Consider the following 23,004-nt stretch of genomic DNA (forward strand, 5'->3'; position numbering starts at 1 on the left):
GCCGAACGAAAGTATGATCCGCATTGCAAATTTGACGCAAATACTCGGCATTCCCGGCGGTGGACGGCCGGGTGCGAACCGACTAAGGCCAGTCCCCTGAAATCGCCCGGCCGGGCGGCGGGAGCCTTTCTCATGCTGGGCATTCACGAAATCTGGCTTTTCGTCCTGTCGGGCGTGGTGCTCAACATCACGCCTGGGCCGGATACGGTCTATGTGATCGGGCGCAGCATGCAGATGGGCTGGCGCGGTGGGGCGGCGGCGGCGTTCGGGATCAGTTGCGGCTGTTTTTTCCACGTCGCGGGCGCAGCGATCGGCCTTTCGGCGCTTTTGATGGCCTCATCCACCGCATTCTCGATCCTGAAGCTGGTCGGCGCGGCCTATCTCGTTCTGACCGGCCTTCAAATGCTGTGGTCGCGGCCGGCGCTGGTGGCGGTCAGGGACGAGGCCGAGCGGAGCTCGCTGCGGCGGGTCTTCCTCCAGGGCGTCTTCACCAACGCGCTCAATCCCAAGGTCGCGCTGTTCTTCCTGGCTTTCCTGCCTCAATTCGTCGCAGCCGATTCCGCGCACAAGCCGCTGGCGTTCCTGACGCTCGGCCTGATCTTCATCTGCACGGGTACGCTATGGTGCCTGGTGCTGGCAGCGTTCGCGGCCAAGGCCGCTCACCGGCTACGGCAGTCCGAGGGTGTGATCGCCTGGGTCAACCGCGCGCTCGGCGGCCTCTTCATCTATCTCGGCATCCGCGTGGCCATGCTGGAGACGCGGTAACTCATTCGAACGAAGGATCTCACGTCAGGCGAGTTCCTTCAGCAGCGCGCTGCCGGCCAGATAGACGCCGAGCAAAATCATCGCGACCAGGAACCAGCGGCGAAACGCTTCCGCCGGCATCCGCGCCCGCACCGACTGCCCAATGAACATGCCGGCAAAGGCCATGGCCATGGCCACCGCGCCCGGCACGGCATTGGCCGGAGTCAGCAGGCCGCCCGCGGTGAGGTTGAAGGCTAGCGCCAGCGTTGCGGTGGTGAAGAACACGCCGAGCGCTTGCACCAATTCGTCCTTCTCCATGCCGATGGCCTGCATGAACGGCATCGACGGGATGACCTGCACACCGGTCGAGGCCGAGATCACGCCGGTGATCAAGCCGACCACGCCGCCGACCCATTTCTCGTTCTGCGGCGCGACGTGGAACTTGAATTTGCTGAGGCCGATGATGGCGTAGACCACCAGCAGGATGCCGAGCACCGCGGTGCCGTGGCGCGCATAGGGGCCCGTCAGGGCGCCGGCATTGAGCCAGCATCCGATCACGGTGCCGATCATCAGCGGCCACAGCCGCCGAAGGATGTCGCGCAAATACGAGCCGACAAAGGTCTGCCAGATGTTGGTGACGATGGCGGGCACGATCACGATGGCGATCGCGCGGCTGGGCGCCATGTTCACCGCGAGCAGGCCCATGGACACGGTCGGCAGGCCGAGCCCGACGACGCCCTTGACGAAGCCGGTGGCCAAAAAGACGGCGGCGATGAGAATGAGAAGCGGGTCGATCATGCCCTGCACATTGACCGAAGCCGTACGAAGGCACAATCTGGAGGTTACGGAGACAGCCTTCGTTTAAGGCGAAGGCTGAATTTGGAGAAGCAACAGTGCGTTTCGATCTTGTCGATCTCCAGCTTTTCATCGCGGTCGCCGACCAGCGCAGCATTACCCGCGGTGCGGAGCGGTCGCATCTGGCGCTGGCCTCCGCCAGCGCGCGCATCAAGGGGCTCGAGGACGCGCTCGGCGTCGCGCTGCTCAAGCGCGGACGCCGCGGCGTGGAATTGACTGCGGCCGGCGAGAGCCTGCTCGATCACGCGCGGATCGTGATCCACCAGATCGATGCCATGCGCGGCGATCTTGCCGGCTTTGCCAGCGGTGTACGCGCCAGCGTGCACTTCCTCGCCAACACGTCGGGCCTGTCGGAACATCTGCCGAAGGCGCTCGCCGGCTTCCTGCGCGAGCACCGCGACATCGCCATCGACATCGAGGAGCGCGAGAGCACCGACATCGCGGCCGCGATCACCGCGGGCGCCGCCGATCTCGGCTTCGCCGCCGAGCACGCTTTGCCTGACCACATCGAGCGTTTCGTGTTCAGCGAGGACCGCCTGACGCTGGTGACCTCCCGGCGCGGCCCGTTCGCCGGCCGCCGCCAGATCGACTTTCAGGAGGCGAATGCGTGCGAATTCGTCGGCCTGACCAGCGCCACCGCGCTTCAGATGCATATTTCAAAGCACGCCGCGCGGCTCGGCATGCGCCCGCATTTCCGCGCGCGCTTACGCGACTTCGACGCGATCTGCCAGATGGTCGCTGCGGATGTCGGCGTCGCCCTGGTGCCGGAATCCGCCGCCCGCCGCTGCGCCAAGCTGATGCCCCTCGCCATGGTCCGCCTGCGCGACGGCTGGGCGAACCGCAGGCTGGTGATCTGCGCGCGCAGCTTCAAGGCATTGCCGCGGCCGGCGAAGATGCTGGTGGAGCATTTGCGGGCGGCGGCGGTGTGAGGACCAAAGCGATGTGCTTCCACACGGGTGGTCGGCTCCCTCCCTCGCTTGCGGGGGGAGGGTTGGGGAGAGGGTATCGCCGCGAGAAAGACCCCCAAGAGGAGAGAACCCTCACCCGGCGCTTCGCGCCGACCTCTCCCGCGAGCGGGCGAGGTGTAGAGCCAGCTACTTCGCCGTCTCCACGCCCGCGTCCTTGATCACCTTCGCCCATTTCGCGGTTTCGTCCGCGATGAAGGCGCGAAAATGCTCGGGCTCATCGCCGATCAGCGTTGCGCCCTGCTGGGCGAGCTTTTCCTTCACCGCGGGATCCGCCATCGCCTTGGTTGCGAGGTCGTGCAGCGCCGTGACGATCTCCTTCGGCGTGCCCTTGGGCGCAACCATGCCGTACCAGTTCTCGATGCGCAGATCCGGAAAGCCCGCTTCCTTCGTGGTCGGCACGTCGGGCGCGGTCGGGGTGCGTTCCATTGATCCGACCGCGATCGGCCTCAAGACATTGGCCTTGACCAGCGGCAGCAGCACCGGAAGATCGAGGAATGTCATCTGCACCTGTTGGCCCAGCAGATCGTTCACCGCAGGCGCGGCGCCGCGATAGGGCACGTGCACGATGTCGATCTTGGCCGTCAGCTTGAACAATTCGCCGGCCAGATGCGGCAGGCTCCCGGGACCGGACGAGGCGAAATTGAGCTTTCCGGGCTCGGCCTTGGCGAGCGCGATCAATTCGCTGATGTCCTTGGCCGGAACGTCGGTGGCGACAACGAGCATTTCCGGGACGGTCGCGACCAGCGTCACCGGCGTCAGGTCGTTGAGCGTGTCGTAGGCGACCTTCTCCATGCTCGGGCTGATCGCGAGCGCACCGGCAGAGGAGATGGCGATGGTGTAGCCATCGGGCGCGCTCTTGGCGACCGCGTCGGTGCCGAGCACGCCGCCCTGGCCGCCGCGATTGTCGATCAGCACCGGCTGGCCTGCCAGTTCCGACATGCGCTGGCCGATCACGCGGGCGATGATGTCGTTGGGGCCGCCGGCCGGGAACGGCACGATCAGCTTGATCGGTTTTGCCGGAAAATTCTGTGCGGACGTCACTGACGGCAGCAGCAAAAACAATACAAGGAGAAGCCTGCGTGAGATGGTCATGCAAGCCTCCCGCTCGCGTTCGTTATTGGTTGAGAAGCTTCAGTGCCTCTTCGTGAACTCTGGCGTCGCCGGCTGCCACGATGCGGCCGCCACCCTGGGCCGGCTTGCCCTCCCAGGTGGTGACGACGCCGCCGGCGCCGGTCACGATCGGGATCAGGGCTGCGATGTCGTAAGGTTTCAGCTCGGTCTCGACCACGAGGTCGACGTGGCCGGCCGCCAGCATGCAATAGGAATAGCAATCGCCGCCATAGCGCGACAGGCGCGCACCCTGTTCGATCCGGCCGAAAATGGCGCGGTCACGCTCGTTCATCAGCAAGGGCGAGGTGGTGTAGGTGGTCGCCTCCGACAGCGAGGCGCAGCGGCGGACCTGCAGCCGGCGCTCGCCGGAGGGGCCCTTGTAGTTGGCCGAGCCGTTGTCGCCGGAGAAGCGCTCGCCGATGAAGGGCTGGTGCATCATGCCGTAGACCGGCGCGCCCTTGTGCAAAAGCGCAATCAGCGTGCCCCAGATCGGAAAGCCCCCGATGAACGACTTCGTGCCGTCGATGGGGTCGAGCACCCAGACATAATCGGCATCTTCCCGCTCATTGCCGAATTCCTCGCCGACGATGCCGTGCTGGGGGAAGCTGGCCTTGATCAGCCGCCGCATCACGGCTTCCGCCGCGCGGTCGGCTTCCGTGACGGGATCGAAATCCTTGGTCTTGCTCTTGTCGTCGATCGACAACGAGGTGCGGAAGAACGGCAGGATGGTTTCGCCGGAGGCGGTGGCAAGCCGGCCGATGAAGGCTGAGAAGTCGATCACCGTCACGGCGCATCCTCAAAACGAAAGTCGGGCTGAAGCTCTCATCTCTGCCTAGCTCAATTCGCCTCTCGCGTGCAGCGCTGTCTTGATTTGCACCCTGGTATTTTGGATGCGGACAGCGGCTGCCTCCGGCGAGCCATATGCTGATCAAATATCGATCACGGTGTTGAGAACTTAGTTCCGGAGATGCCTCGTTCGTATGCAAACAGATATCAACCCATTGAATTTCCTTATTAAAGAAACTGAATCTGGATTTCGCTGGAAGCAAATGAGCCATGTCTTTTTGCATGGGAAACGGCTCAAAAGCCCTTGCGCTTTGTGCGGCGCGGCCGCATATTGTTGCGGTGCGGTAGCGCTTGGCGTTACCGCTGCCCTCCTTGGGCGTTTCCTCCCTAGACTTGGGCCGCTTGCGTCATTCGCGAGCGGCCCTTTTTTCTTTGGGCTGTCTTGTTTCTTTGGGCTGTCTTGGCGCCTCTGGTTTCAGTTTCAGGCGCGTGTCGACGGGAAACGAAAACGCGCCCGCCAGCTGCACGCGGCCTGATCGTCTGAAGAAGAAGACTTCGTCTATTCCGCCGCGGCCTGGAACGGGCCGAGATCGCCGAACGGGATCGTGGTCGCCAGTACGTCGGCGAGAATGCCGAAGTCACTCGCCACTTGCTCGAAGCGTGGGCCGCGCTCGCGCCGCCGTTCGTCCATGTAGATCGCTCGGTTGAGCTCGAGCTGCACGGCGTGCAGGCCGCTTGCGGGGTTGCCGTAATGCTCGGTGATGAAGCCGCCGGCATAGGGCTTGTTGCGGCCGATCGAATAGCCGAGCCCGGTCATGGTTTCCTCGACACGGTCGGGCAGCAGCGGCGTGCAGCTGGTGCCGTAGCGGTCACCGATCACGACGTCGGGACGGCGCGGCTCGTCTCTGCTGACGCCGACCGACGGCATCGAATGACAGTCGACCAGCACCACGGTGCCGAACATCTGGTGCACCTTGTTGATCAGCCGGCGCAGCGCGCGATGATAGGGCTTGTACAGCGTCTCGATCCGCGCCAGCGCGTCGTCGACCAGGATGCGGTCGCGATAGATCTCCTGGCCGTCGCCGACCACGCGCGGAATGGTGCCTAGCCCGCCCGCAACCCGCATCGAGCGGGTGTTGGCAAAGCTCGGCAGGCGTCCGGTGAACATCCGGGGGTCGAGCTCATAGGGCTCGCGATTGACGTCGACATAGGAGCGGGGAAAATTCACCCGCACCGTGGGAAAGCCACGCGCGCTGAGATGGCCGATCAGCTCGTCCATGAAGGAATCTTCTGACCGCCGCAGTTGCGGCAGGTCGATCCGCGATGCTGCGAGGAAGTCATCCGGATAGGTCGAGCCGGAATGGGGCGAGTTGAAGATAACAGGCGCGCGCCACTCGGCGGGCTCCACGATCTCGAAGGCTGGCGACGTGTCGCCGTCAAACCGGGTCATCTTCTCAGGCTTCGTCCCTTCACGCCGCTTTGGCGCCGCACGGTCCCGGATCGAATGATTCGGCCGGTCGAGCGGCTCTTATGTGTCGTCATTGTCCGGAATCGCAACCATTCTGCCAAGCGAAAAAGCGTGATCCGCGCTGGAACATGTCTTAACCGTGTGGGCAGGGAGACGGGGACGCCCGATCGCGGCTCGATTGATTCGCAGCCCGTTCCGGTTCACAACACCCCGGCAGCGCGAGCCCCAGGGGTTAAGATTTTCACCCCAAATTTACCCTCTGTCGGGCTTAGTGGTCGCTGCCTATCCTCTGGGGATTCGACGTTCCTGCCATGCCAAAGATTCTGCTCGCCGAAGACGACAACGACATGCGCCGTTTCCTGGTCAAGGCGCTGGAAAACGCCGGTTTTCAGGTCTCGTCTCATGACAACGGCATGGCCGCCTATCAGCGGTTGCGGGAAGAGCCGTTCGAGATGCTGCTGACCGACATCGTGATGCCGGAGATGGACGGTATCGAGCTCGCCCGCCGGGCCTCGGAACTCGATCCCGACATCAAGATCATGTTCATCACCGGCTTCGCCGCGGTCGCCCTGAACTCGGATTCGGACGCCCCCAAGAACGCCAAGGTGCTGTCCAAGCCCGTTCACCTGCGCGAATTGGTGAGCGAAGTGAACAAGATGCTCGCGGCCTAAATTGGCCCCGTTCCGTCCTTGCACCGGCTCCCACGAGCCGTTATAGGGACCCCACCCGACGTAAGTGGACTAATAGGGCACGTAGCTCAGCGGGAGAGCACTACCTTGACATGGTAGGGGTCACAGGTTCGATCCCTGTCGTGCCCACCATTCTTCGCTCGCGATAGCGAGAGGAGGATGCCGCGCCGAAGCCCAAAGGGCGTAGGCGGGCTGCCGCCGCGAGCTTCGGCCAGGCAAGCCACAAGACGTCCATATCGATACGAAGCGTGTCCGGCGTAGCTCGCAGAGCGGAGACGGACTGGAGCGTCTTGCTCCCGCCCTCGGAACACGCCCACACGCTCCGGCATTGTTCCGTCATGCCCAAGACTTCGCCCAAGACTTCGCCCAAGACTTCGCCCAAGTCTTCGTCCAAGACCTCGCCAAAATCCCTTAAGCGCGGCGATCACGTCAGCTGGAATTCCGAGGCCGGCCGCGTGCGCGGTCATATCCTGCGCGTCCACACCAAAGACGTCGACTACAAGGGCTACGTTCACCACGCGACGGCGGACGATCCGCAATACGAGATCAGAAGCGACAAGACCGAGCACGTCGCCCTGCACAAGGGGCGCGCGCTTCGGCTGCTGCGCTCCTGACGTCGCGCCGGCGCAAGCCCGCTCACGTCAGCGGCAGCAGATGCTCCGGAATCGGCACCAGCGCGGCCGGCACCAGCGAGGCGACGGAAACATGCGGCCAGGTCAGGCCGTTGAAATCCAGCATCACCTTCTGCGAATATTGAATCTGCGTGGTCGCCACCCGCACGCGGCCACCGGCAAAAGCCTTGCCCGGCACGAACGGAAGCGTGGCGACGAAGCCCGGCACCAGCGGAACCGTGCCCTTCTGCGCCGGCTGGAGGATGATCGGCGGTTCGCCCGCCGCAATGCGCGGCACGTCGATGTCGTAGATGACCGTCTCGATCCAGAACACGGCATCCATCTGGAATGCGTTGGCGTTGGCGCCATTGCCGCCCGGCTGTGGCACCGGCACGCCCTGGAGGAACGCGATGTTCGCGGTGCCGCCTGCGAAGTTCGGCGCCTGCGGATGCGGTCCGGCCGTTGGGACGGCGGGCAAGGGACCGCCAGACAGCGGTGAGCCGGGCCTGGTCGAGGTCTCGATGATGACGGTCTGGCTGATGGTCTGATGCGCGATCTGGTTGCGCAGCACGGTGTTCGGATCGGTGATCATGGCCTGGGTGAGCTTGCCCGAGGCGATCAGCGCGGTGAGGTCCTGCGGCAGCCGGCGTGTGGTCTTGTTGGCGGCGATCTGATTCTGGAACGTGAACTTGTTGGCCGGATTGCCGCCGAAGAACGGCGTGATGTCGATCGCCGCGATGGTCGGCTTGCCGGCGACGGCCGGCAGCGCGGTGCCTTGCGCGGTGATCGTCGTGCCGTGCGGGATCGAGGCCATGCGCGCGACGGTGAACGGCTCGTGCGGATTGGTGGAGGCGGGCACCGCGAGCCAGATGCCGGGCTCGAAGTGAATGCCGACCGGCGTTCCCGTGGTGACGTCGTTGATGGTCTGGAGATAAGGCACGCCGTTCAGGAAGGCATCGGCTTGCGGCCCTGAGCCGCGATTGGGAATCGAGCCGAGACTGTTCGAGAACGACATCGTCTCGTCGGTCAGGTTCAGCTCCAGCACGTTGTCGGGCGGGTCGGTGGTGTTGATCGGCCCCGGCATCTGGGTCGGCGTCGTCGCGCTGTCCGGCCGGAAGATCGTGTTGAACCCCTGTCCGGTGAAAGTGCCGGCGAAGGCCGATAGCGGACCGAGCGTGGGCGGCAGGGAGACCGGCACGGCAGCGGGGACGGCCGCGGCGTGTGCGGCAGCCCTGAACACGCGGTCGACCTGGTGGATGGAGAAATTTGCGGTCCTGTTGAAGGCGCTGGTGAGCGGCTTGGGTTCGTCCATGGGGCGCTCCTCTCGATGGCTGCAAGAACGACTGTCGATGCCGGCGCTCCCCCGGGCCGGCGCTCCGGGCTGATCGATTGTCCCTTGATGGCCGGGCCGTGCCGCACGTGCGCGACCCGCTCCCGCATCGCCGGGCTCGGCGAGGCGTCGGAGTTTTTCGAAACCGCTCGCGATCGCTGGGTTCTTCGCCCGTCACGGGGATCGTCCGTGTCACCCAGCGCGAAACGACGCTTCCAAGGGGTGTTCGAGAATGAAATGATCGAGAAAACCGATACGGGATCGTAAGCCCCGTTCGTCTTGGTTACATCTAGAGAATGATACAACCTCAGGGATGTTTCAAGTGTGGTCCATTTCACAGGCGAAAGAGTCGCGGACCGGGTTCACCTTGAAGCACTGAAGACGGGAAGGCTGCCCATGAGCATATCGGTCATCGAGCAGGCAAAGATCCAGGCGCAGGTCCTGGTGCCACTGGTCAAGGCGCTGCAAGCCGAGCTCGGTGAGGCAGGCGCGAACGCGCTGGTGCGCAAGGCGCTCGGCGACCTCTATCGCCGCTTCGGCGAGGAATTCTGGACAGCGAAGAACGAAACCAATCTCGGTCAGGCCGTGGCATCCGCGTTCAAGACCTACGCGCGCGATGACGCGCTTGCCTATGACGTGATCGAACAGACCCAGGATGCATTCGCCTTCGACGTGAAGCGATGCGCCTATGCCGAGTTCTACAAGGCGCTGGGCGAGCCGGAGCTTGGCTTCCTCATGGTCTGCACCGCCGACTTTGCCACCGCGGAAGGGTTCGGTCCGGACATCAGGCTCACGCGCACGCAGACCATCATGCAAGGCGCCGATCATTGCGACTTCCGCTACCGGCGCGTGGCGGATCGATCAAATGGAAGGGAGCGTGAATGATGCGGACGACTTGTCTTGCCGCGACAGTCCTGGCGCTGACGGCATCAAGCGCGAATGCTGCCATCATCGACTGGCAGGCCGAGCTGCAACGCTGCCGCGCGCTGCGCGAGACCGTGGCGCCGCTGCTTCAGGCCGGCGAAGGAATATCCGCCGTCGGCCGCTCCAACAGGTCGGTCCGCCGCTGCATCTGGATCCAGCGCATGGCCGTGCGCAAGAAAATCCCCGGTGCGGAGACGTGGTAGCTGTCAGCCGCGCTTGAGCAGCAAGTCCTTCAGTCCGGTCGGATAGAGGCTCGGGCCACCAGGCAGGTCGAGCTCGGTCAGATCGAACCAGCGGGCGACGATTTCCTCTCCATTGTCCTCGCGGAAGTCGATGCGCTCCTGGTCGATGAAGGCGCCGTCCGGGAACGCGACGTCGGCGATGAACATCACCTCGTGCCCGGTCGCGCCTTCGTGGACAAAAATGTTCTCCATCATCAGGGTTGCACCAATGATGGTGATGTCGATGCCGAGCTCTTCGTCGAATTCGCGCACGAGCGCAGCCTGCCAGCTCTCGCCGAACTCGATCTCGCCGCCGAGCGGGCGCACGCCCTTGATCCGGCCCGCATCGTCACGCACCTCGGCCGCAAGCAGCCGCCCGCCCCGCCAGTGCAGGCCGATCGCGACGACGCGGATGTGGGGATGAGGGCGCCATGTGGTCATGGGGCATCGTTAGACGTCTTCGGGCGCCGTCGCAATCGCCGCCTGACGATCATATTTCGCCGCGCCATTGCCGCGCTGGTGCCGAGATGTCCGGCAGGCCCAGGAGATTGATCGCACGGCAGGCGATCTGGTCGACGATCTCGTCCGGCGATTGCGGCTTCAGATAGAAGGCCGGCAGCGGCGGCGCGATGATCGCGCCGATCTCGGTGGCCTGCACCATCGTGCGCAGATGTCCGAGATGCAGCGGGCTCTCGCGCACCAGCAGCACCAGGCGCCGCCGCTCCTTGAGCTGCACGTCGGCGGCGCGCACCAGCAGATTGTCGAGCTGTCCCCAGGCGATCGCCGACAGCGTGCGGATCGAGCACGGCGCGATGATCATGCCGCCGACCGGAAACGAGCCGCTGGCGATGCTGGCGCCGATATCCGATGGCGCGTGGTTGCGAAAGGCGAGGGCGCGCAAGTGCGGCAGCGCATCAGCGCCGACCTCCTCAGCCAGCGTACGCTCGGCGGCCGGCGAGATCACCAGATGCACCGCGCAGCGCGGAGTCTCCGCGAGCCGCTCGACGATCCGCATGCCGATCGCCGCGCCCGAGGCGCCGCTGATGCCGACGATCACGCCGTGCCGCTCGCTCATGCGGGCTCTCGTATCCCGCTGAGCCCGAGTGCGGGCCACATCGCATCGACCCTGGCGATCACGACGGGATCCATCGCGAGCGGCTCGCCCCACGCTCGTTCCGTCTCAGGGGGAATCTTCGTCGTTGCGTCGATCCCGAGCTTGCCGCCGAGCCCGGATTTCGGCGAGGCGAAGTCGAGATAATCGATCGGCGTGTCGGAGAGCGTGACGAGATCGCGCGAGCTGTCGCTCCGCGTCGCGACAGCCCACATCACTTCGCGCCAGTCGCGGATGTCGATGTCGTCGTCGACCACGATCAGGAGCTTGGTGTAGCTGAACTGCGGCAGCATGGACCACAGGCCGAGCATCAGCCGCCGCGCCTGGCCGGGATAGCGCTTCTTGATCGAGGCGATCGCGATCCGGTATGAGCAGGTCTCCGGCGGCAGCCAGCAATCGGTCACTTCAGGGAATTGCTGCCGTATCAACGGCACAAACAGTTGATTCAAGGCCTCGCCGATCCGCGACGGCTCGTCGGGTGCGCGGCCGGTGAAGGTCGACAGGTAGATCGGCTGTTGCTGCGAGGTGATGGCGGTGACGCGCAGCACCGGAAATTGCTCGACCGAATTGTAGTAGCCGGTGTGATCGCCATAGGGTCCCTCGGCGGCGGTCTCGGTGGCCGAGACCAAGCCCTCGATGACGATCTCTGCCGTCGCGGGCACCTCGAGCGGGACCGTGAGGCATGGCGTCAGCTCGGGCCGCTCGCCGCGCAGAATGCCGGCGAAGCGCAGCTCGGAGATGGCCTCGGGCAGCGGCAGCACGGCGGCGAGGATGGTCGCAGGGTCGGCACCGATGACGATCGCCACCGGCATGTCGCGCCCAAGCGCCTTCCATTGCTGATGATGCCGGGCGCCGCCACGATGCGCGAGCCAGCGGATGATGGCGCGGTCGCGGCCGAGGATTTGCATGCGGTAGACGCCGACATTCTCCTCTTGATCGGCCGTCGCCGAGTCCGGCGGCGCGGTGATGACCAGCGGCCAGGTGATCAGGGGGGCGGGCTCGCCTGGCCAGCAGATCTGGGCCGGCAGCCTATGAAGATCGATGTCGTCGCCCATCACGGCGCGATCCTGCACCGGCGCTGCGACGCGCGATCGCGGCCGCGTCGCGAGCGCGGCGCGCGCCAACGGCAGCTTGTGCCATGCATCGCGAATGCCGTGCGGCGGCCGCGGTGTGCGCAGCTCGGCCATCATCGTGCCGAGCTCGTCGAGCCGGTCAGGCGTGATGCCCATGCCCCACGCGGTTCGCTCCACCGTGCCGAACAGATTGGTCAGGAGCGGCATGCCGGATACAAGACCGTCGGTCCTGACCGGCCGTTCGAACAATAATGCAGGGCCGTTGTCCCCGATGACGCGCCGGTGGATCTCGGTGATCTCGTGGATCACGGAGACCGGCTCGCGAATGCGTCGCAGTTGGCCCTTGCCGTCGAGGAAGCGCACGAAGTCGGATAAGTCGCGAAAGCGCGGAACGTCACGTTGCAAGCCGGCCATCTCCCGAAAAAGCGGAAGCTAGCCGGCGCGATGTCGATCTTCCTTGTTCCCGCTCAAATACATCGGCGTGCAAATGGCTCAGATGATCCCATGAGTCATTCGTCCGCCGTCTCCGGCCCATTGCCGACAATCCCGCCGATTCTCGCGCTCGCGATCCGTCCCTTGCCGCTGTTTCCGCTGCAACTCGTTCTCAGCGGCTTCCTGCAAAATATTCTCAGGCGCAATCCCGGCCTGCTCGATAGGCTCGGCGAGCACCGGCGCGCGCGGTTCGGGATCAAGCCGGTGGATTTGCCGTTTGCGTTCGTCGTCGAGGCTGCCCCGCCGCGGCTCCTGGTGGTGCGTGAGCTGCCGCAGAACCTTGATGCCCGCGTCTCCGCCTCGCTGGCGAATTTGCTTGCCCTGGTCGAAGGCAGGGTGGACGGCGATGCGTTGATGTTTTCGCGCCAGCTCGGCATCGAAGGCGACGTGGAGGCCGTGCTCGCCCTGCGCAATGCGATCGACGATGCCGGGCTCGATCTCGCCGGGGAGTTGGCGTCGCTGTTCGGTCCGCTGGGTGGGCCGGCGAGGCGTTCGTTCGAATTTGCACGGGACAGGCTGACCGGCTCACCGGGGGAGCCGCGGTGATGGAGCTGATCTGTCCCGCCGGAACGCCGGCCGCGCTGCGGAGCGCCATCGACGCGGGCGCGGACGCCGTCTATTGCGGCTTCAACGACGAGACCAACGCGCGCAATTTTCCCGGATTGAACTTCAGCCGCGACGAGCTGCGCAAGGGGATCGCATTCGCGCACGGCCGCGGTGCGAAAATCCTCGTCGCCATCAATACCTTTCCGCGCGCCTCGGCCACCGCGCTGTGGCAGCGCGCCGTCGATGACGCGGTCGAGGCCGGCGCGGACGCGCTGATCGTCGCCGACATCGGGCTGATGGATTATGTCGCGCGGCGCCATCCGAACCAGCGCCTGCATGTCTCGGTGCAGGCCGCGGCCGCCAATCCCGACGCCATCGCTTTCTATGTCGAGACCTTCGGGGCGCGCCGGGTCGTGCTGCCGCGCGTGCTCAGCGTCGCGGAGATCGCCGAGATCATGCGCGAGACGCGCTGCGAGACCGAAGTCTTCGTGTTCGGCGGCCTCTGCGTGATGGCCGAGGGGCGCTGTTCGCTGTCGTCCTACGCCACCGGAAAATCGCCGAACATGCAGGGCGTCTGCTCTCCGGCGAGCCACGTCGCCTATGAGGAGACCGGGCGGGGAACGACGTCCCGGCTCGGCGGATTCACCATCAACTGCTTCGCGCCGCAGGAAGCCGCGGGCTATCCGACCCTGTGCAAGGGCCGGTTCTCCACCGCGCTTGGCGATGGCTACATCTTCGAGGACCCCGTCAGTCTCGATGCCACGACGCTGCTCGCCGGATTGCGAAGCGCCGGCGTCGCCGCGCTGAAGATCGAGGGGCGCCAGCGCGGACGCGCCTATATCGAGAGTGTGGTCCGTCACTTCCGCCGTGCGCTCGATACGCTGGAGGATGGCAGCGAGGCCGATATCGTCAGCTTGACGCCGTTCACCGAAGGCCAGGCTTCCACGCTCGGCGCCTATCGCAAGACATGGCGGTGACCGATGCAGGGAACCAATGAGAGGAAACCCGATGCAGCTTAGTCTCGGGCCCGTCCTCTACAATTGGGCGCCGGAACGCTGGCGCGACTTCTACTTCCGGATCGCCGAGGAGGCGCCGGTCGACGTCGTGTCGGTGGGCGAGATCGTGTGCTCGAAACGGGCGCCGTTCTTCACGGAATATCTGCCTGACGTGATCGAGCGCCTCGAGGGTGCCGGCAAGCAGGTTCTGCTGGGTTCGCTGATCCTGGTGTCGCTCCGGCGCGAGCGGCGCCAGACCGAGGAGCTTTGCGCGGCGGACGGCCCGTTGGTCGAGGTCAACGACCTGACCTGCCTCAGATCGATCCGAGGCCGGCCGCACGCGATCGGCCCCTACGTGAACATCTACAACGAGACCAGCGCGACCTTTCACGTCCAGCAGGGTGCCACGCGAATCTGCCTGCCGCCCGAGCTGCCGATCTCGTCAGCAGCGGTGATCGCCGCGGCGGTCCCCGAGGCCTTGATCGAGATCTTTGCCTTCGGCCGCGTGCCGCTGGCGATCTCCGCACGCTGCTACCATGCGCGGCTGCACAAGCTGTCCAAGGACAATTGCCGCTTCGTCTGCGAAAAGGACCCGGACGGGCTCGCGCTGAAGACGCTGGACCAGCAGGAGTTCCTCACCGTCAACGGTGTCCAGACCCTGTCGCATGCCTGCACCAATCTCATTGGCGACATCGCGGCGCTGCGCGAGGCAGGCATCGGCTCGCTGCGGCTGTCGCCGCAGGATTGCGACATGGTCGAGGTCGCCAGGACGTTTCGCGATGTGCTCGATGGGGGCAGATCGGCCGAAGACGCCAGCGGCCGCCTGTCGGAGCTCTATCCAGGTGTCGCCTTTGCCAACGGCTTCCTCCGCGGCCAGCCCGGCTTTTCCTTCGCGCAAGCGTAGCCGCACCTAGCTCACGAGATATTTCTTCACCGCCGCCTCGTCCCATTCGATGCCGTTGCCGGGCTCCTCGCCCGGCAGCGCAAAGCCGTCCCTGATCTTCAGCCGCGTCGCCAGCACCGCGTCGGCCCAGTCGACATATTCCAGCCATTGCCCGGTCGGTGTCACGCAGAGCAGCTGCGCGCTGACCTCCGAGAACAGATGCGTCGACATCTCGATGCCGGCGGCATGCGCGAGCGCGGCAGCGCGGAGCCAGCCGGTGACGCCGCCGATGCGCTGCACGTCGGGCATCACGTAGTCGCAGGCCTCCGCCGCCAGCGCAGCCTGCATCGAAAACGCGCTGTCGAAGTTTTCGCCGATCTGGACCGGCGTGCGCAGCGCATCCGCGATGCGGGCGCAGCCCGTATAGTCGTCGTGGCGGATCGGCTCCTCGATCCAGCTCAGGCCCTCGTCGTCGAGCATCTCGCCGCGAAGGATCGCCTCGGTCACCGTCAGCGCCTGATTGTAGTCGCACATCAGCGTCACCTCGTCGCCGACGGCCTTGCGCACTGCGCGCACGACGGCGAGATCTTCCCGCGCATCGGGGCGGCCGACGCGAATCTTGGCGGCCTGAAAACCTTCGGCCAGCAGCTTGTGCGCTTCCTCCACCGCCGCGCCGGCCGGCATGATACCGAGGCCTTTCGAATTGTACGCTTTCACCGGCTTTGGTGCCCCGCCGAGCAGGCGGGCCAGCGGCAGGCCGCGTGCTCGGGCAAGCGCGTCCCATGCCGCCATGTCGATGCCCGATTGTGCCAGCCGCTGCAGGCCGGCGAGGCCGAGCAGTGTGAAGCGCTGGGTCAGCTTGCGCTCGACCTCGAACGGCAGCAGCTCTTCGCCGGCGAGCAGCTCCGACATGTCCATGACCATGGCGGTCAGCGGCCTCAAGGCCGACGGCGTGATCGAGAACAGATAGGCATGACCCACCACGCCCTGGTCGGTCTCGCAGTCGATCAGCACCAGCGGCGCCTTTGCCACCGCCCCGGTCGAGGTCTTGAGCGGCAAATTCATCGGCACGATCACGGGGCGCGCGTTGAAGCGCCTGATGCGGATAGTTTCGGTCATGGGATCTCCCGGCGGGTTGATACCGATCTTAAACATTCGTCATGAAACGAAAAGATGTTTGCCACGCCCTCCATAAAATGGGGTTGCGCGGGAACGCGTTTGTTGGCTCTGTGCCGCGGCATGTTATGCCGCAATTCCCGAAAAGCTTGCGGCAAAAACGCCGACAACGGAGCCATCACGTGAAACGAGAGATCGCCGAAGAGCAGCGCAAGAGCGGCATCCTGACAGGGGCCGTGATCGCCTTCCTCCTGCTCGCTCTGCCGCTCGCGGTCTGGCTGGACCTGACCGAGCTCAGCAAGTCGGCGCTGCGCCGGCAGGCCGCCGATCTCAACTCCGTCATCACCAGCGTGCGCAGCTATTATGCCTCCAACGTGGTCGGGCGCATCCTTGCCAACCCTGACGGCACCACCAGGGTCGTGCACAATTACGAGTCGGTTGCCGGCGCGGTCCCGATCCCCGCGACGCTGTCGCTGGAGCTCGGACGGGTGATCGGCGCCCAGCAGGAGAACATCACCTACCGCTTCGTCTCGGACTTCCCGTTCCAGAACCGCGCCCCGCACCAGCTCGACAAGTTCGAGAAGGATGCGCTGGCCGCGCTGCGCGCCGATCCCGAGCAGAAGATCGTCGACACCGAAACCTCGCTGTTCTCCGACAAGGTCCGCCTGGTCGCGCCGGTCACGATGGGCCCGGCCTGCGTCAGCTGCCACAACAGCCACCCCGAAAGCCCGAAGAAGGACTGGAAGGTCGGTGACATCAGAGGCATCCAGGAAGTCATCATCGCCCAGCCGATCGCCGCCAACATCTTCTCGTTCAAGTTCCTGCTGGCCTATTTCCTGGTCGCTGCCGGCTGCGGCCTGTCGTTCCTCTCGCTGCAGCGCCGCCAGGCCAGGCGCATCAAGGGCATGAACAAGGAGCTCGAATCCGCCAACGATTTCCTGGCGTCGCTCTCCATGAAGATCTCGCGCTACATTCCGCCGCAGGTCTACAAGAGCATCTTCTCCGGCCAGAAGGACGTCACCATCCACACCGAGCGCAAGAAGCTCACGATCTTCTTCTCCGACATCCAGAATTTTACCGCGACCACCGAGCGGCTTCAGCCTGAATTGCTGACCCAGCTTCTCAACGAATATTTTACCGAGATGTCGGCGATCGCGCACGAGCATGGCGGCACCGTCGACAAGTTCATCGGCGACGCCATGTTGATCTTCTTCGGCGATCCCGAGACCAAGGGCGATCGCGCCGACGCGCAGGCCTGCCTGCAGATGGCCTGGCGCATGCAGCAGCGTCTCACTGAGCTCAATGCGAAATGGCGGGCCTCCGGCATCGAGCAGCCGTTCCGCTCGCGCATGGGCATCAATTCCGGCTATTGCAATGTCGGCAATTTCGGCAGCAGCGACCGCATGGACTACACCATCATCGGTGCGGAAGCGAACCTCGCCGCACGCCTGCAATCGATCGCCGAGCCCGGCGGCATCGTGCTGAGCTACGAGAGCTTCGCGCTCGTCAGCGACATCGTCCGCGCCCATGCGCTGCCCGCCATCACCATGAAGGGCATCAGCCGCGAGGTGATCCCGTACTCGGTGGATGCGCTGAACGACGCGGCGGCGGAGCGGAGCGGCGTCATCACGGAGCGCGCGCCGGGCCTCGAGCTCTATCTCGATCCCGCGGTGGTGAAGTCCGGCGACGCCGCGCGGGTGCGTTTGTTGCTGGAGAGTGCGTTGGCCTCGCTGAAGCCGGCGTGAGCTTTGGGTCGCAGAAGCCTCCACGGCGTCATGGCCGGGCCAAGCCCGGCATGACGACCGATTGAGTCAGCTCACCGCGCCATGCCTTCCGTGAACGCCGTCTCGATCACCGCCCCGAACGGCTGCCACGAGCGCCCGTCAAATTGCACCAGCCGCATCTGCCTGATCGGCAGATAGCTGTCCGGGGAGGTGTTCATCCTGATATCGGGCAGTGCAACGGAGGGATGATAATCCCGCAGCGATGCTGCCTGACGCATGATGTTCTCGCGCGAGAAGTCGTCGCCACACTGCCTCAGCACCTTGGTCAGTGCCTCCGCCGCGGCATAGCCATAGAGCGCCGCGCTGTTGTTGGTGCTTTCGACCTTGTGGTACCTGTCCATGAAAGCGAACCAGTCCTTCATGGCGGGATCGTCCTTCCATGCCGGATCGCTCGGATCCTTCAAAAAGGCCGCCGAGATCACGCCAGCCGAATTCTCCAGGCCCGCAGGCGCCATCGCATTGGCGATCGAGGCCGAGGCATCGTTGACGATGAAGACCGGGTGCCAGTTCAGCGAGGCCGCCAGCTGGATCACCTTGGACGCCGTCGACGGCACGCCCAGGAAGACGAAGATGTCGGCTCCCGCGCGCTTGAGGATCGAGACGTGACTTTCGAGATGCTCGTCCGAGATGTCGAAAGCGACGTCGACGAGGACGTGACGGTTCAACTCGCCGAGACCTTCCTGGATGCCCTTGTAGAGCATGCGGCCGAACTGGTCGTTCTGCCAGAGCACCACGATCTTCTTCCGGGGATAATAGGCCTGGATGTAGTTGGCGTAGATGCGCCCCTCCGAGCGGAATGACGGCTGCCAGCCCATGGTCCATGGAAACGCCCTGGCCTGGCTCAACTCCTCATCGCCGGAGGCGAGGAACAGCTGCGGGATTTGCTTCTCGTTCAGGTACCAGCGCGTGGCGAGATTGCCGGGCGTGCCGAACGAGCCGAACATCAGCTGCACGCCGTCCTTCTCGACGAGATCACGCGTCAGCTCCAGCGCAGTTGCGGGATCGGAATTGTCGTCGCGGGTGATGAAGCGGATCTTGCGGCCGTTGATGCCGCCGCGATCGTTGATCATGTCGAAATAGGCGGCTTCCGCCTTGCCGATCGCGCCGAATTCCGAAAGCGGCCCCGAATAGGGCACGATGTTGCCGATGCGGATGTCCTTGTCGTCAGCCGCTTGCTCCGCACGTTGCTGTGACATCGCCCCGAGTGAGGCGAGAGCGGCGATGAAAACGAACAGCAGTCTGCCGGTGACGCGCATGCTCGACACCTTGTCGTTGGCCCCCGACGAGGTCGGCTCAATCCGCACCCAGGCTGCTTGATCTACGTCAAGCGTTTGGCAATCCTGTGGCACCCCGAACGAAGCGGCAGGTGTGTTGACGCGCTGCTGAGAGAGCCCCCGTGTGGTACCCCTCTCCCTAACCCTCCGGAGAGGGGTGGCCCAGCAAATGGTGACAGTGGATTCCCGCGAGGCCCCCTACGGCAGCCCGCGCGCCTCCAACTGATGCACCAGCAGCAGCGTCGGTTCAGCCAGACTATCGCCGGAGCCATCCAGCCCAAACGCAGCCGCGATGCCGTCGTGGCTCCGCAACAGCGTGGTGCGCGGGCAGTGGCCGGCGCCGCACAGCGTCTTCTTCAGGGTCTCGCCTTGCGCGACCAGGTTTGCGGGATCGTTCGCGGCCCAGGCCAGCACGATTGGCGCGTCGACATTGAGGATGCCGGGAAACACCGAGCGCTTGTCATATTGAGCGGCGTCAGTGCCGAAATAGGCCTTCTCGTTGTCACTGGCGTCCTTGCCGGCGCGGTAGATGCCGGACACCAGCACGATCGCGGCGACATCGGCGCGGTCGGCCTGGAGCTCGGGATGGGCCAAGAGGCTTGCGACATGGAAGGCGCCGGCGCCGTAGCCGACTGCGACGATCTCGCGCGCATCGCCGTTGAACAAATCGATATTGCCGTGGATCCAGGACAGCGCCGCCGCGACGTCGGTCGCGCCCATCGGCCAGGCCGCCGCCGGCGCCAGGCGGTAGTTCACGTGCACCCCGATCATGCCGTTGCGCGCGGCAAAGCACATCGCCTCGTCCTGGATGTCGCGGGACAGGTCCGGTGCGCCATGGTCGCCGGTAAAAGTGTCGCCGGCCACGAACAGCAGCACCGGCCGCGGCGTGTCCGCCTTGGTGGTCTCGCTGGTCGCAACGTCGAGCACGTTCGCCTCGCTGTCGCCATAGCGCAGGCCGCGCGAGAAGGTGACCTGTTCGCACAGCCGCGCGACGCCGCCGGCGGTGGTGTCGTTATCGGTGAGGCCGACCGGGACGAGATCGGACGGCGCGGTTGGTCGCACCGGCGTCACGCCCTGCGCCGAAGCTGCTGTCATGGTCAGAAAGAGAAAAAATGCCAGGGAACTCTTCATGTCGGTGCCGGCCTTGCGTTCCCGATCATGGCTCGTGCGTCGGGCCTGTCTTTTCAATTCGCCTTATTAGTTAGTCCCCTTTGGGCAATTTCACGGCATGTCGGTTCTGCCGCTATGTCCGGCTCCGTCTCTGGAGTGAACGCGTGGCGCCCGTGCCGGTAACAGTCGACCAGAGCAATGTCTCGATGTTCGCTCGATTGCCGATTTTCGACAGGCTTATTAGCCTCGTCTTTATGAGAGCGATCCCGTTACCATCAAACGTCATGGTCGGCTTAACGCGCGTGTCAGAATCCGGCCAGAGTGTCGTAGATCGGTCAAATACCCTGATAACTCGATTCGTATACTAGCGATCCCGCGGGCCGGATCTTCCGCGCGGGAGAATAGCATGTCGAACATCATACAGTTTCGCGCGCAGCGGCAGGACGTCGATGCGTCGATCGAACGTTGCGATCGTTCGTCCGGGATCGAGCCCGGCGCGCTGCGCGTCAGCGCCCGGAATGCGCTCAGTCGGCTGGCCGGCCAGTTCGAGCTCGCGATCGAGCATGCCCATGAAGTCGAACCGCGGATTCGCGATCCGGAGAAGCGCCGGGAATTCTCGGACCAAATCAAGCGGACGCGACGTCTGCTCGAAATCGTCCATCTCAAGATCCTGCAGATCTAGCCGCGCCGACCCGCTCAATTTGTACCCAAAGGCCAATGTTGCCGGAAAGATAACCGATGCGTACCAATTTGCCTGTCACCGCCACCGAGTATCCGCTGACGGACGAGACGCTGATCGTCTCGAAGACCGACCTCAGGGGCAAGCTGATCTATTTCAACGATCAGTTTGTCGAGGCGTCCGGCTTCACCGAGCAGGAGCTGGCCGGCCAGCCCCATAACATCGTCCGGCATCCCGATATGCCGCCGGAAGCCTTCGCCAATCTCTGGGACACCTTGAAGGCCGGAAGGCCCTGGGCAGGTGCGGTCAAGAATCGCCGCAAGAACGGCGACTTCTATTGGGTGCTGGCGAGCGCGACGCCGATCTGGGAAGAAGGTCAGCTGGTCGGTTACATGTCGATCCGGACCAAGCTGCCTGCGGATCAGCGCGAGCAGGCCGAGCGCGTCTATGCTGCGATCCGCGACAAGAAGGCGGGTGCCTTCAAGATCGAGGCCGGCATGATCCGCAAGCGCTCGTTGCTCGATGTCTTCTCGCCGTTCACGAAGACCCTGAAGGCGCGACTGGTCTCGTTGGTCGGCATCCTGTCGCTGTCCATGGGGATCATCGGTGCCGCCGGATTGATCGGGATGAGCCAGGTCAATCGGCATGCCCAGTCGATCTATGAGGACCGCTCGGTACCGCTGGCCCAATTGTTCGAGATCAACGATCGCATGAAGGAGAATTCGCTCGCCATCCTTCGATCGGCGATCGAAGCCCGCAACGGCCGCGTCGTCTCGAACGCTCAAGGCGTGATCGACGCCAACGCCGGACGGATCGACAAGCTGTGGTCGGACTACATGGCGACCTATCTTACGCCGGAGGAGAAGTCGGTTGCGGACTCGTTCGCACCGAACCGGATCGCGTATGTCGAGCGAGGCCTCAAGCCGGCTCTCGCCATGCTGGCCGACGGCAAGCTCGATGAGTTGAATGCGCACATGACGGGCCGGGCCGCCGAGCTCTTCGGCGCCGCCAAGGCCGACATGGATCGGCTGGTCGCGATCCAGGTCAAGGAAGCGAAGGCGGAATTCGACGCGGCCGAAGCCTCGTTCATCTTCTCGAATGTGATCGCGATTGCCGCCCTGTGTGTGGGCCTGCTCGTCGCCGCCCTGCTGTCACTGGCGACAATTCGCGCCATTTCGCGGCCCCTGGCGCATCTGAACGATATCATGTCGAAAATTGGCCAGGGCGTTTTCAACAGTCGCGTCAACGTCGAGCGTGACGACGAGGCTGGGCTGGCGTTGCGCGCGGTCCAGGCGCTTCAGGCCAAGCTCGGCTTCGACCGGGAGGCGCAGCGGGACCTGGAGAAGCGGGCCGCCGACCAGCGCCGGATCGACATGCACAGGATGGCGGGAGAGTTCGAGGCTGCCGTGGGCAACATCATCGAGACCGTTGCCTTGGCCTCCACCGAGCTCGAGGCCGCCGCCGGTACGCTCACCGGCACGGCGGAATCGACGCAGCAGCTTTCGATTGCCGTCGCCGCAGCATCCGAAGAGGCGTCCACCAACGTACAGTCCGTCGCGTCGGCGACCGAGCAGATGTCTTCCTCGGTGACCGAGATCAGCCATCGCGTGCAGGATTCCGCCAGGATGGCGGCGGAGGCGGTCAATCAGGCCCGGCAGACCAACGACCGTGTCAGCGAATTGTCGCGCGCGGCCGGCAGGATCGGCGATGTGGTCGAGCTGATCAGCAATATCGCGGGGCAGACCAACCTTCTGGCGCTGAACGCGACGATCGAAGCGGCGCGCGCCGGCGACGCCGGCCGGGGCTTTGCCGTCGTGGCCTCCGAGGTCAAGGCGCTGGCGGAGCAGACCGCCAAGGCCACCGGAGAGATCAGCCAGCAGGTCACCGGTATTCAGGTGGCGACCCAGGAGTCCGTTGCGGCGATCGAGACGATCGGGGCAACGATAGGAAGCCTCTCCGAGATATCGGCGGCTGTCGCCGCCGCGGTGGAAGAGCAGGGCGCTGCGACCCAGGAAATCTCCCGCAACGTGCAGCAGGCCGCGAGGGGCACCCAGGACGTATCGTCGAACATCACCAACGTCCAGCGCGGCGCATCGGACACGGGATCGGCGTCGTCCCAGGTGTTGTCCTCGGCGCAATCGCTGGCGATCGAGAGCAACCGGCTCAAGACTGAGGTCGACAAATTCCTGGCGACCATTCGCGCGGCCTGAACGGCATCTGGGCAGAACAGCCGGC

At 64.7% G+C, this 23,004-nt stretch carries 22 protein-coding genes, 1 tRNA gene and 1 pseudogene; 13 read left to right on the forward strand and 11 right to left on the reverse strand.

All coding sequences use genetic code 11. From position 1 onward, the window contains the following. The first annotated feature begins 132 nt into the window (after positions 1-132). Positions 133-765 carry a LysE family translocator gene (locus tag JQ587_RS29005; RefSeq protein ID WP_212427623.1) on the forward strand — a complete coding sequence of 211 codons (633 nt, stop codon included), beginning with the start codon at positions 133-135 and terminating at the stop codon, positions 763-765. Positions 766-789: 24 nt separating this feature from the next. On the opposite strand, the gene JQ587_RS29010 is transcribed toward JQ587_RS29005, so the two are convergent. Further along, a complete protein-coding gene (locus tag JQ587_RS29010) occupies positions 790-1,542 on the reverse strand; it encodes a sulfite exporter TauE/SafE family protein (RefSeq protein WP_212427624.1) in 753 nt (250 codons plus the stop codon). A 95-nt stretch (positions 1,543-1,637) separates the two neighbouring features. On the opposite strand from JQ587_RS29010, the gene JQ587_RS29015 reads away from it, so the two are divergent. Further along, complete coding sequence (locus JQ587_RS29015; protein ID WP_212297231.1) at positions 1,638-2,528, forward strand: LysR substrate-binding domain-containing protein; 891 nt, start codon at positions 1,638-1,640, stop codon at positions 2,526-2,528. 165 nt (positions 2,529-2,693) lie between these two features. Here the strand turns inward: JQ587_RS29015 and JQ587_RS29020 are convergent, their stop codons facing one another. The 3 genes from JQ587_RS29020 to JQ587_RS29030 all read right to left on the reverse strand — a co-directional run bounded on the left by JQ587_RS29020 (position 2,694) and on the right by JQ587_RS29030 (position 5,913). Next, positions 2,694-3,659 carry a Bug family tripartite tricarboxylate transporter substrate binding protein gene (locus tag JQ587_RS29020; RefSeq protein WP_212427625.1) on the reverse strand — a complete coding sequence of 322 codons (966 nt, stop codon included), beginning with the start codon at positions 3,657-3,659 and terminating at the stop codon, positions 2,694-2,696. A 22-nt stretch (positions 3,660-3,681) separates the two neighbouring features. Further along, positions 3,682-4,464 (reverse strand): histidinol-phosphatase, encoded by a 783-nt coding sequence (gene hisN, locus JQ587_RS29025; protein WP_212297229.1) that lies wholly within the window; start codon positions 4,462-4,464, stop codon positions 3,682-3,684. Positions 4,465-5,022: 558 nt separating this feature from the next. Then, entirely contained in the window at positions 5,023-5,913 is an 891-nt protein-coding gene (locus JQ587_RS29030) for an N-formylglutamate amidohydrolase (RefSeq protein WP_212297228.1), read from the reverse strand. Between the two features lie 329 nt (positions 5,914-6,242). Between JQ587_RS29030 and cpdR the strand changes: the two genes are divergently transcribed. The 3 genes and pseudogenes from cpdR to JQ587_RS29045 form a co-directional block, all read left to right on the forward strand. Continuing rightward, positions 6,243-6,602, forward strand: coding sequence for a cell cycle two-component system response regulator CpdR (gene cpdR / locus JQ587_RS29035; RefSeq protein ID WP_007597092.1), 360 nt, complete (start codon positions 6,243-6,245; stop codon positions 6,600-6,602). A 75-nt stretch (positions 6,603-6,677) separates the two neighbouring features. Then, positions 6,678-6,752: transfer RNA gene (locus JQ587_RS29040), tRNA-Val, on the forward strand. Positions 6,753-7,033: 281 nt separating this feature from the next. Next, positions 7,034-7,234 (forward strand): annotated as a pseudogene (locus JQ587_RS29045) (hypervirulence associated TUDOR domain-containing protein); the annotation flags it as partial. 22 nt (positions 7,235-7,256) lie between these two features. Here the strand turns inward: JQ587_RS29045 and JQ587_RS29050 are convergent. Further along, the gene (locus JQ587_RS29050; protein WP_212427626.1) at positions 7,257-8,543 is read right to left on the reverse strand and encodes a heme-binding protein; all 1,287 of its coding nucleotides are present in this window, start codon (positions 8,541-8,543) and stop codon (positions 7,257-7,259) included. 414 nt (positions 8,544-8,957) lie between these two features. On the opposite strand from JQ587_RS29050, the gene JQ587_RS29055 reads away from it, so the two are divergent. Beyond that, positions 8,958-9,446 carry an L-2-amino-thiazoline-4-carboxylic acid hydrolase gene (locus JQ587_RS29055; RefSeq protein ID WP_212297226.1) on the forward strand — a complete coding sequence of 163 codons (489 nt, stop codon included), beginning with the start codon at positions 8,958-8,960 and terminating at the stop codon, positions 9,444-9,446. Continuing rightward, entirely contained in the window at positions 9,443-9,688 is a 246-nt protein-coding gene (locus JQ587_RS29060; RefSeq protein WP_212297225.1) for a hypothetical protein, read from the forward strand. The genes JQ587_RS29055 and JQ587_RS29060 overlap by 4 nt, the downstream gene beginning before the upstream one ends. 3 nt (positions 9,689-9,691) lie before the next feature. On the opposite strand, the gene JQ587_RS29065 is transcribed toward JQ587_RS29060, so the two are convergent. From JQ587_RS29065 to JQ587_RS29075, 3 genes are read right to left on the reverse strand one after another with little or no spacing between them, the layout of a single operon-like run. Continuing rightward, positions 9,692-10,147 (reverse strand): NUDIX hydrolase, encoded by a 456-nt coding sequence (locus JQ587_RS29065; protein ID WP_212427627.1) that lies wholly within the window; start codon positions 10,145-10,147, stop codon positions 9,692-9,694. Positions 10,148-10,196: 49 nt separating this feature from the next. Next, positions 10,197-10,781 (reverse strand): UbiX family flavin prenyltransferase, encoded by a 585-nt coding sequence (locus JQ587_RS29070; protein ID WP_212297223.1) that lies wholly within the window; start codon positions 10,779-10,781, stop codon positions 10,197-10,199. Further along, a complete protein-coding gene (locus JQ587_RS29075) occupies positions 10,778-12,304 on the reverse strand; it encodes a UbiD family decarboxylase (RefSeq protein ID WP_212427628.1) in 1,527 nt (508 codons plus the stop codon). Before JQ587_RS29075 ends, JQ587_RS29070 begins: the two co-directional genes overlap by 4 nt. A 90-nt stretch (positions 12,305-12,394) precedes the next feature. Here JQ587_RS29075 and ubiT point away from each other — a divergent pair, with 90 nt between their 5' ends. The 3 genes from ubiT to ubiV are packed head-to-tail and all read left to right on the forward strand — an operon-like array spanning position 12,395 to position 14,827. Then, positions 12,395-12,928, forward strand: coding sequence for a ubiquinone anaerobic biosynthesis accessory factor UbiT (ubiT, locus tag JQ587_RS29080; RefSeq protein ID WP_212427629.1), 534 nt, complete (start codon positions 12,395-12,397; stop codon positions 12,926-12,928). After that, on the forward strand, positions 12,928-13,905 hold the full coding sequence (ubiU, locus tag JQ587_RS29085; RefSeq protein ID WP_212427630.1) for a ubiquinone anaerobic biosynthesis protein UbiU: 978 nt from the start codon (positions 12,928-12,930) through the stop codon (positions 13,903-13,905). The genes ubiT and ubiU overlap by 1 nt, the downstream gene beginning before the upstream one ends. A gap of 31 nt (positions 13,906-13,936) precedes the next feature. Then, positions 13,937-14,827: a ubiquinone anaerobic biosynthesis protein UbiV gene (gene ubiV / locus JQ587_RS29090; protein WP_212427631.1), complete on the forward strand. Its 891-nt coding sequence runs from the start codon at positions 13,937-13,939 to the stop codon at positions 14,825-14,827. Positions 14,828-14,833: 6 nt separating this feature from the next. Here ubiV and JQ587_RS29095 read toward each other — a convergent pair whose 3' ends face one another. After that, positions 14,834-15,925 carry an enolase C-terminal domain-like protein gene (locus tag JQ587_RS29095; RefSeq protein ID WP_212427632.1) on the reverse strand — a complete coding sequence of 364 codons (1,092 nt, stop codon included), beginning with the start codon at positions 15,923-15,925 and terminating at the stop codon, positions 14,834-14,836. Between the two features lie 179 nt (positions 15,926-16,104). Here JQ587_RS29095 and JQ587_RS29100 point away from each other — a divergent pair, with 179 nt between their 5' ends. Then, positions 16,105-17,667, forward strand: a complete 1,563-nt coding sequence (locus tag JQ587_RS29100) for an adenylate/guanylate cyclase domain-containing protein (protein WP_212427633.1) — start codon at positions 16,105-16,107, stop codon at positions 17,665-17,667. A 71-nt stretch (positions 17,668-17,738) separates the two neighbouring features. On the opposite strand, the gene JQ587_RS29105 is transcribed toward JQ587_RS29100, so the two are convergent. Both JQ587_RS29105 and JQ587_RS29110 read right to left on the reverse strand, forming a co-directional pair. Continuing rightward, positions 17,739-18,962: an ABC transporter substrate-binding protein gene (locus tag JQ587_RS29105; protein ID WP_212297430.1), complete on the reverse strand. Its 1,224-nt coding sequence runs from the start codon at positions 18,960-18,962 to the stop codon at positions 17,739-17,741. A 216-nt stretch (positions 18,963-19,178) separates the two neighbouring features. Continuing rightward, entirely contained in the window at positions 19,179-20,111 is a 933-nt protein-coding gene (locus JQ587_RS29110) for an alpha/beta hydrolase (RefSeq protein WP_212427634.1), read from the reverse strand. Positions 20,112-20,496: 385 nt separating this feature from the next. On the opposite strand from JQ587_RS29110, the gene JQ587_RS29115 reads away from it, so the two are divergent. Together JQ587_RS29115 and JQ587_RS29120 are read left to right on the forward strand one after the other, a co-directional pair. After that, a complete protein-coding gene (locus JQ587_RS29115) occupies positions 20,497-20,772 on the forward strand; it encodes a hypothetical protein (protein WP_212297215.1) in 276 nt (91 codons plus the stop codon). A gap of 56 nt (positions 20,773-20,828) precedes the next feature. Continuing rightward, positions 20,829-22,979, forward strand: a complete 2,151-nt coding sequence (locus tag JQ587_RS29120; protein ID WP_212427635.1) for a methyl-accepting chemotaxis protein — start codon at positions 20,829-20,831, stop codon at positions 22,977-22,979. Positions 22,980-23,004 lie beyond the last annotated feature (25 nt).

This window comes from Bradyrhizobium manausense, from assembly GCF_018130615.1.
GTDB classification, from domain to species: Bacteria; Pseudomonadota; Alphaproteobacteria; order Rhizobiales; family Xanthobacteraceae; genus Bradyrhizobium; species Bradyrhizobium manausense_A.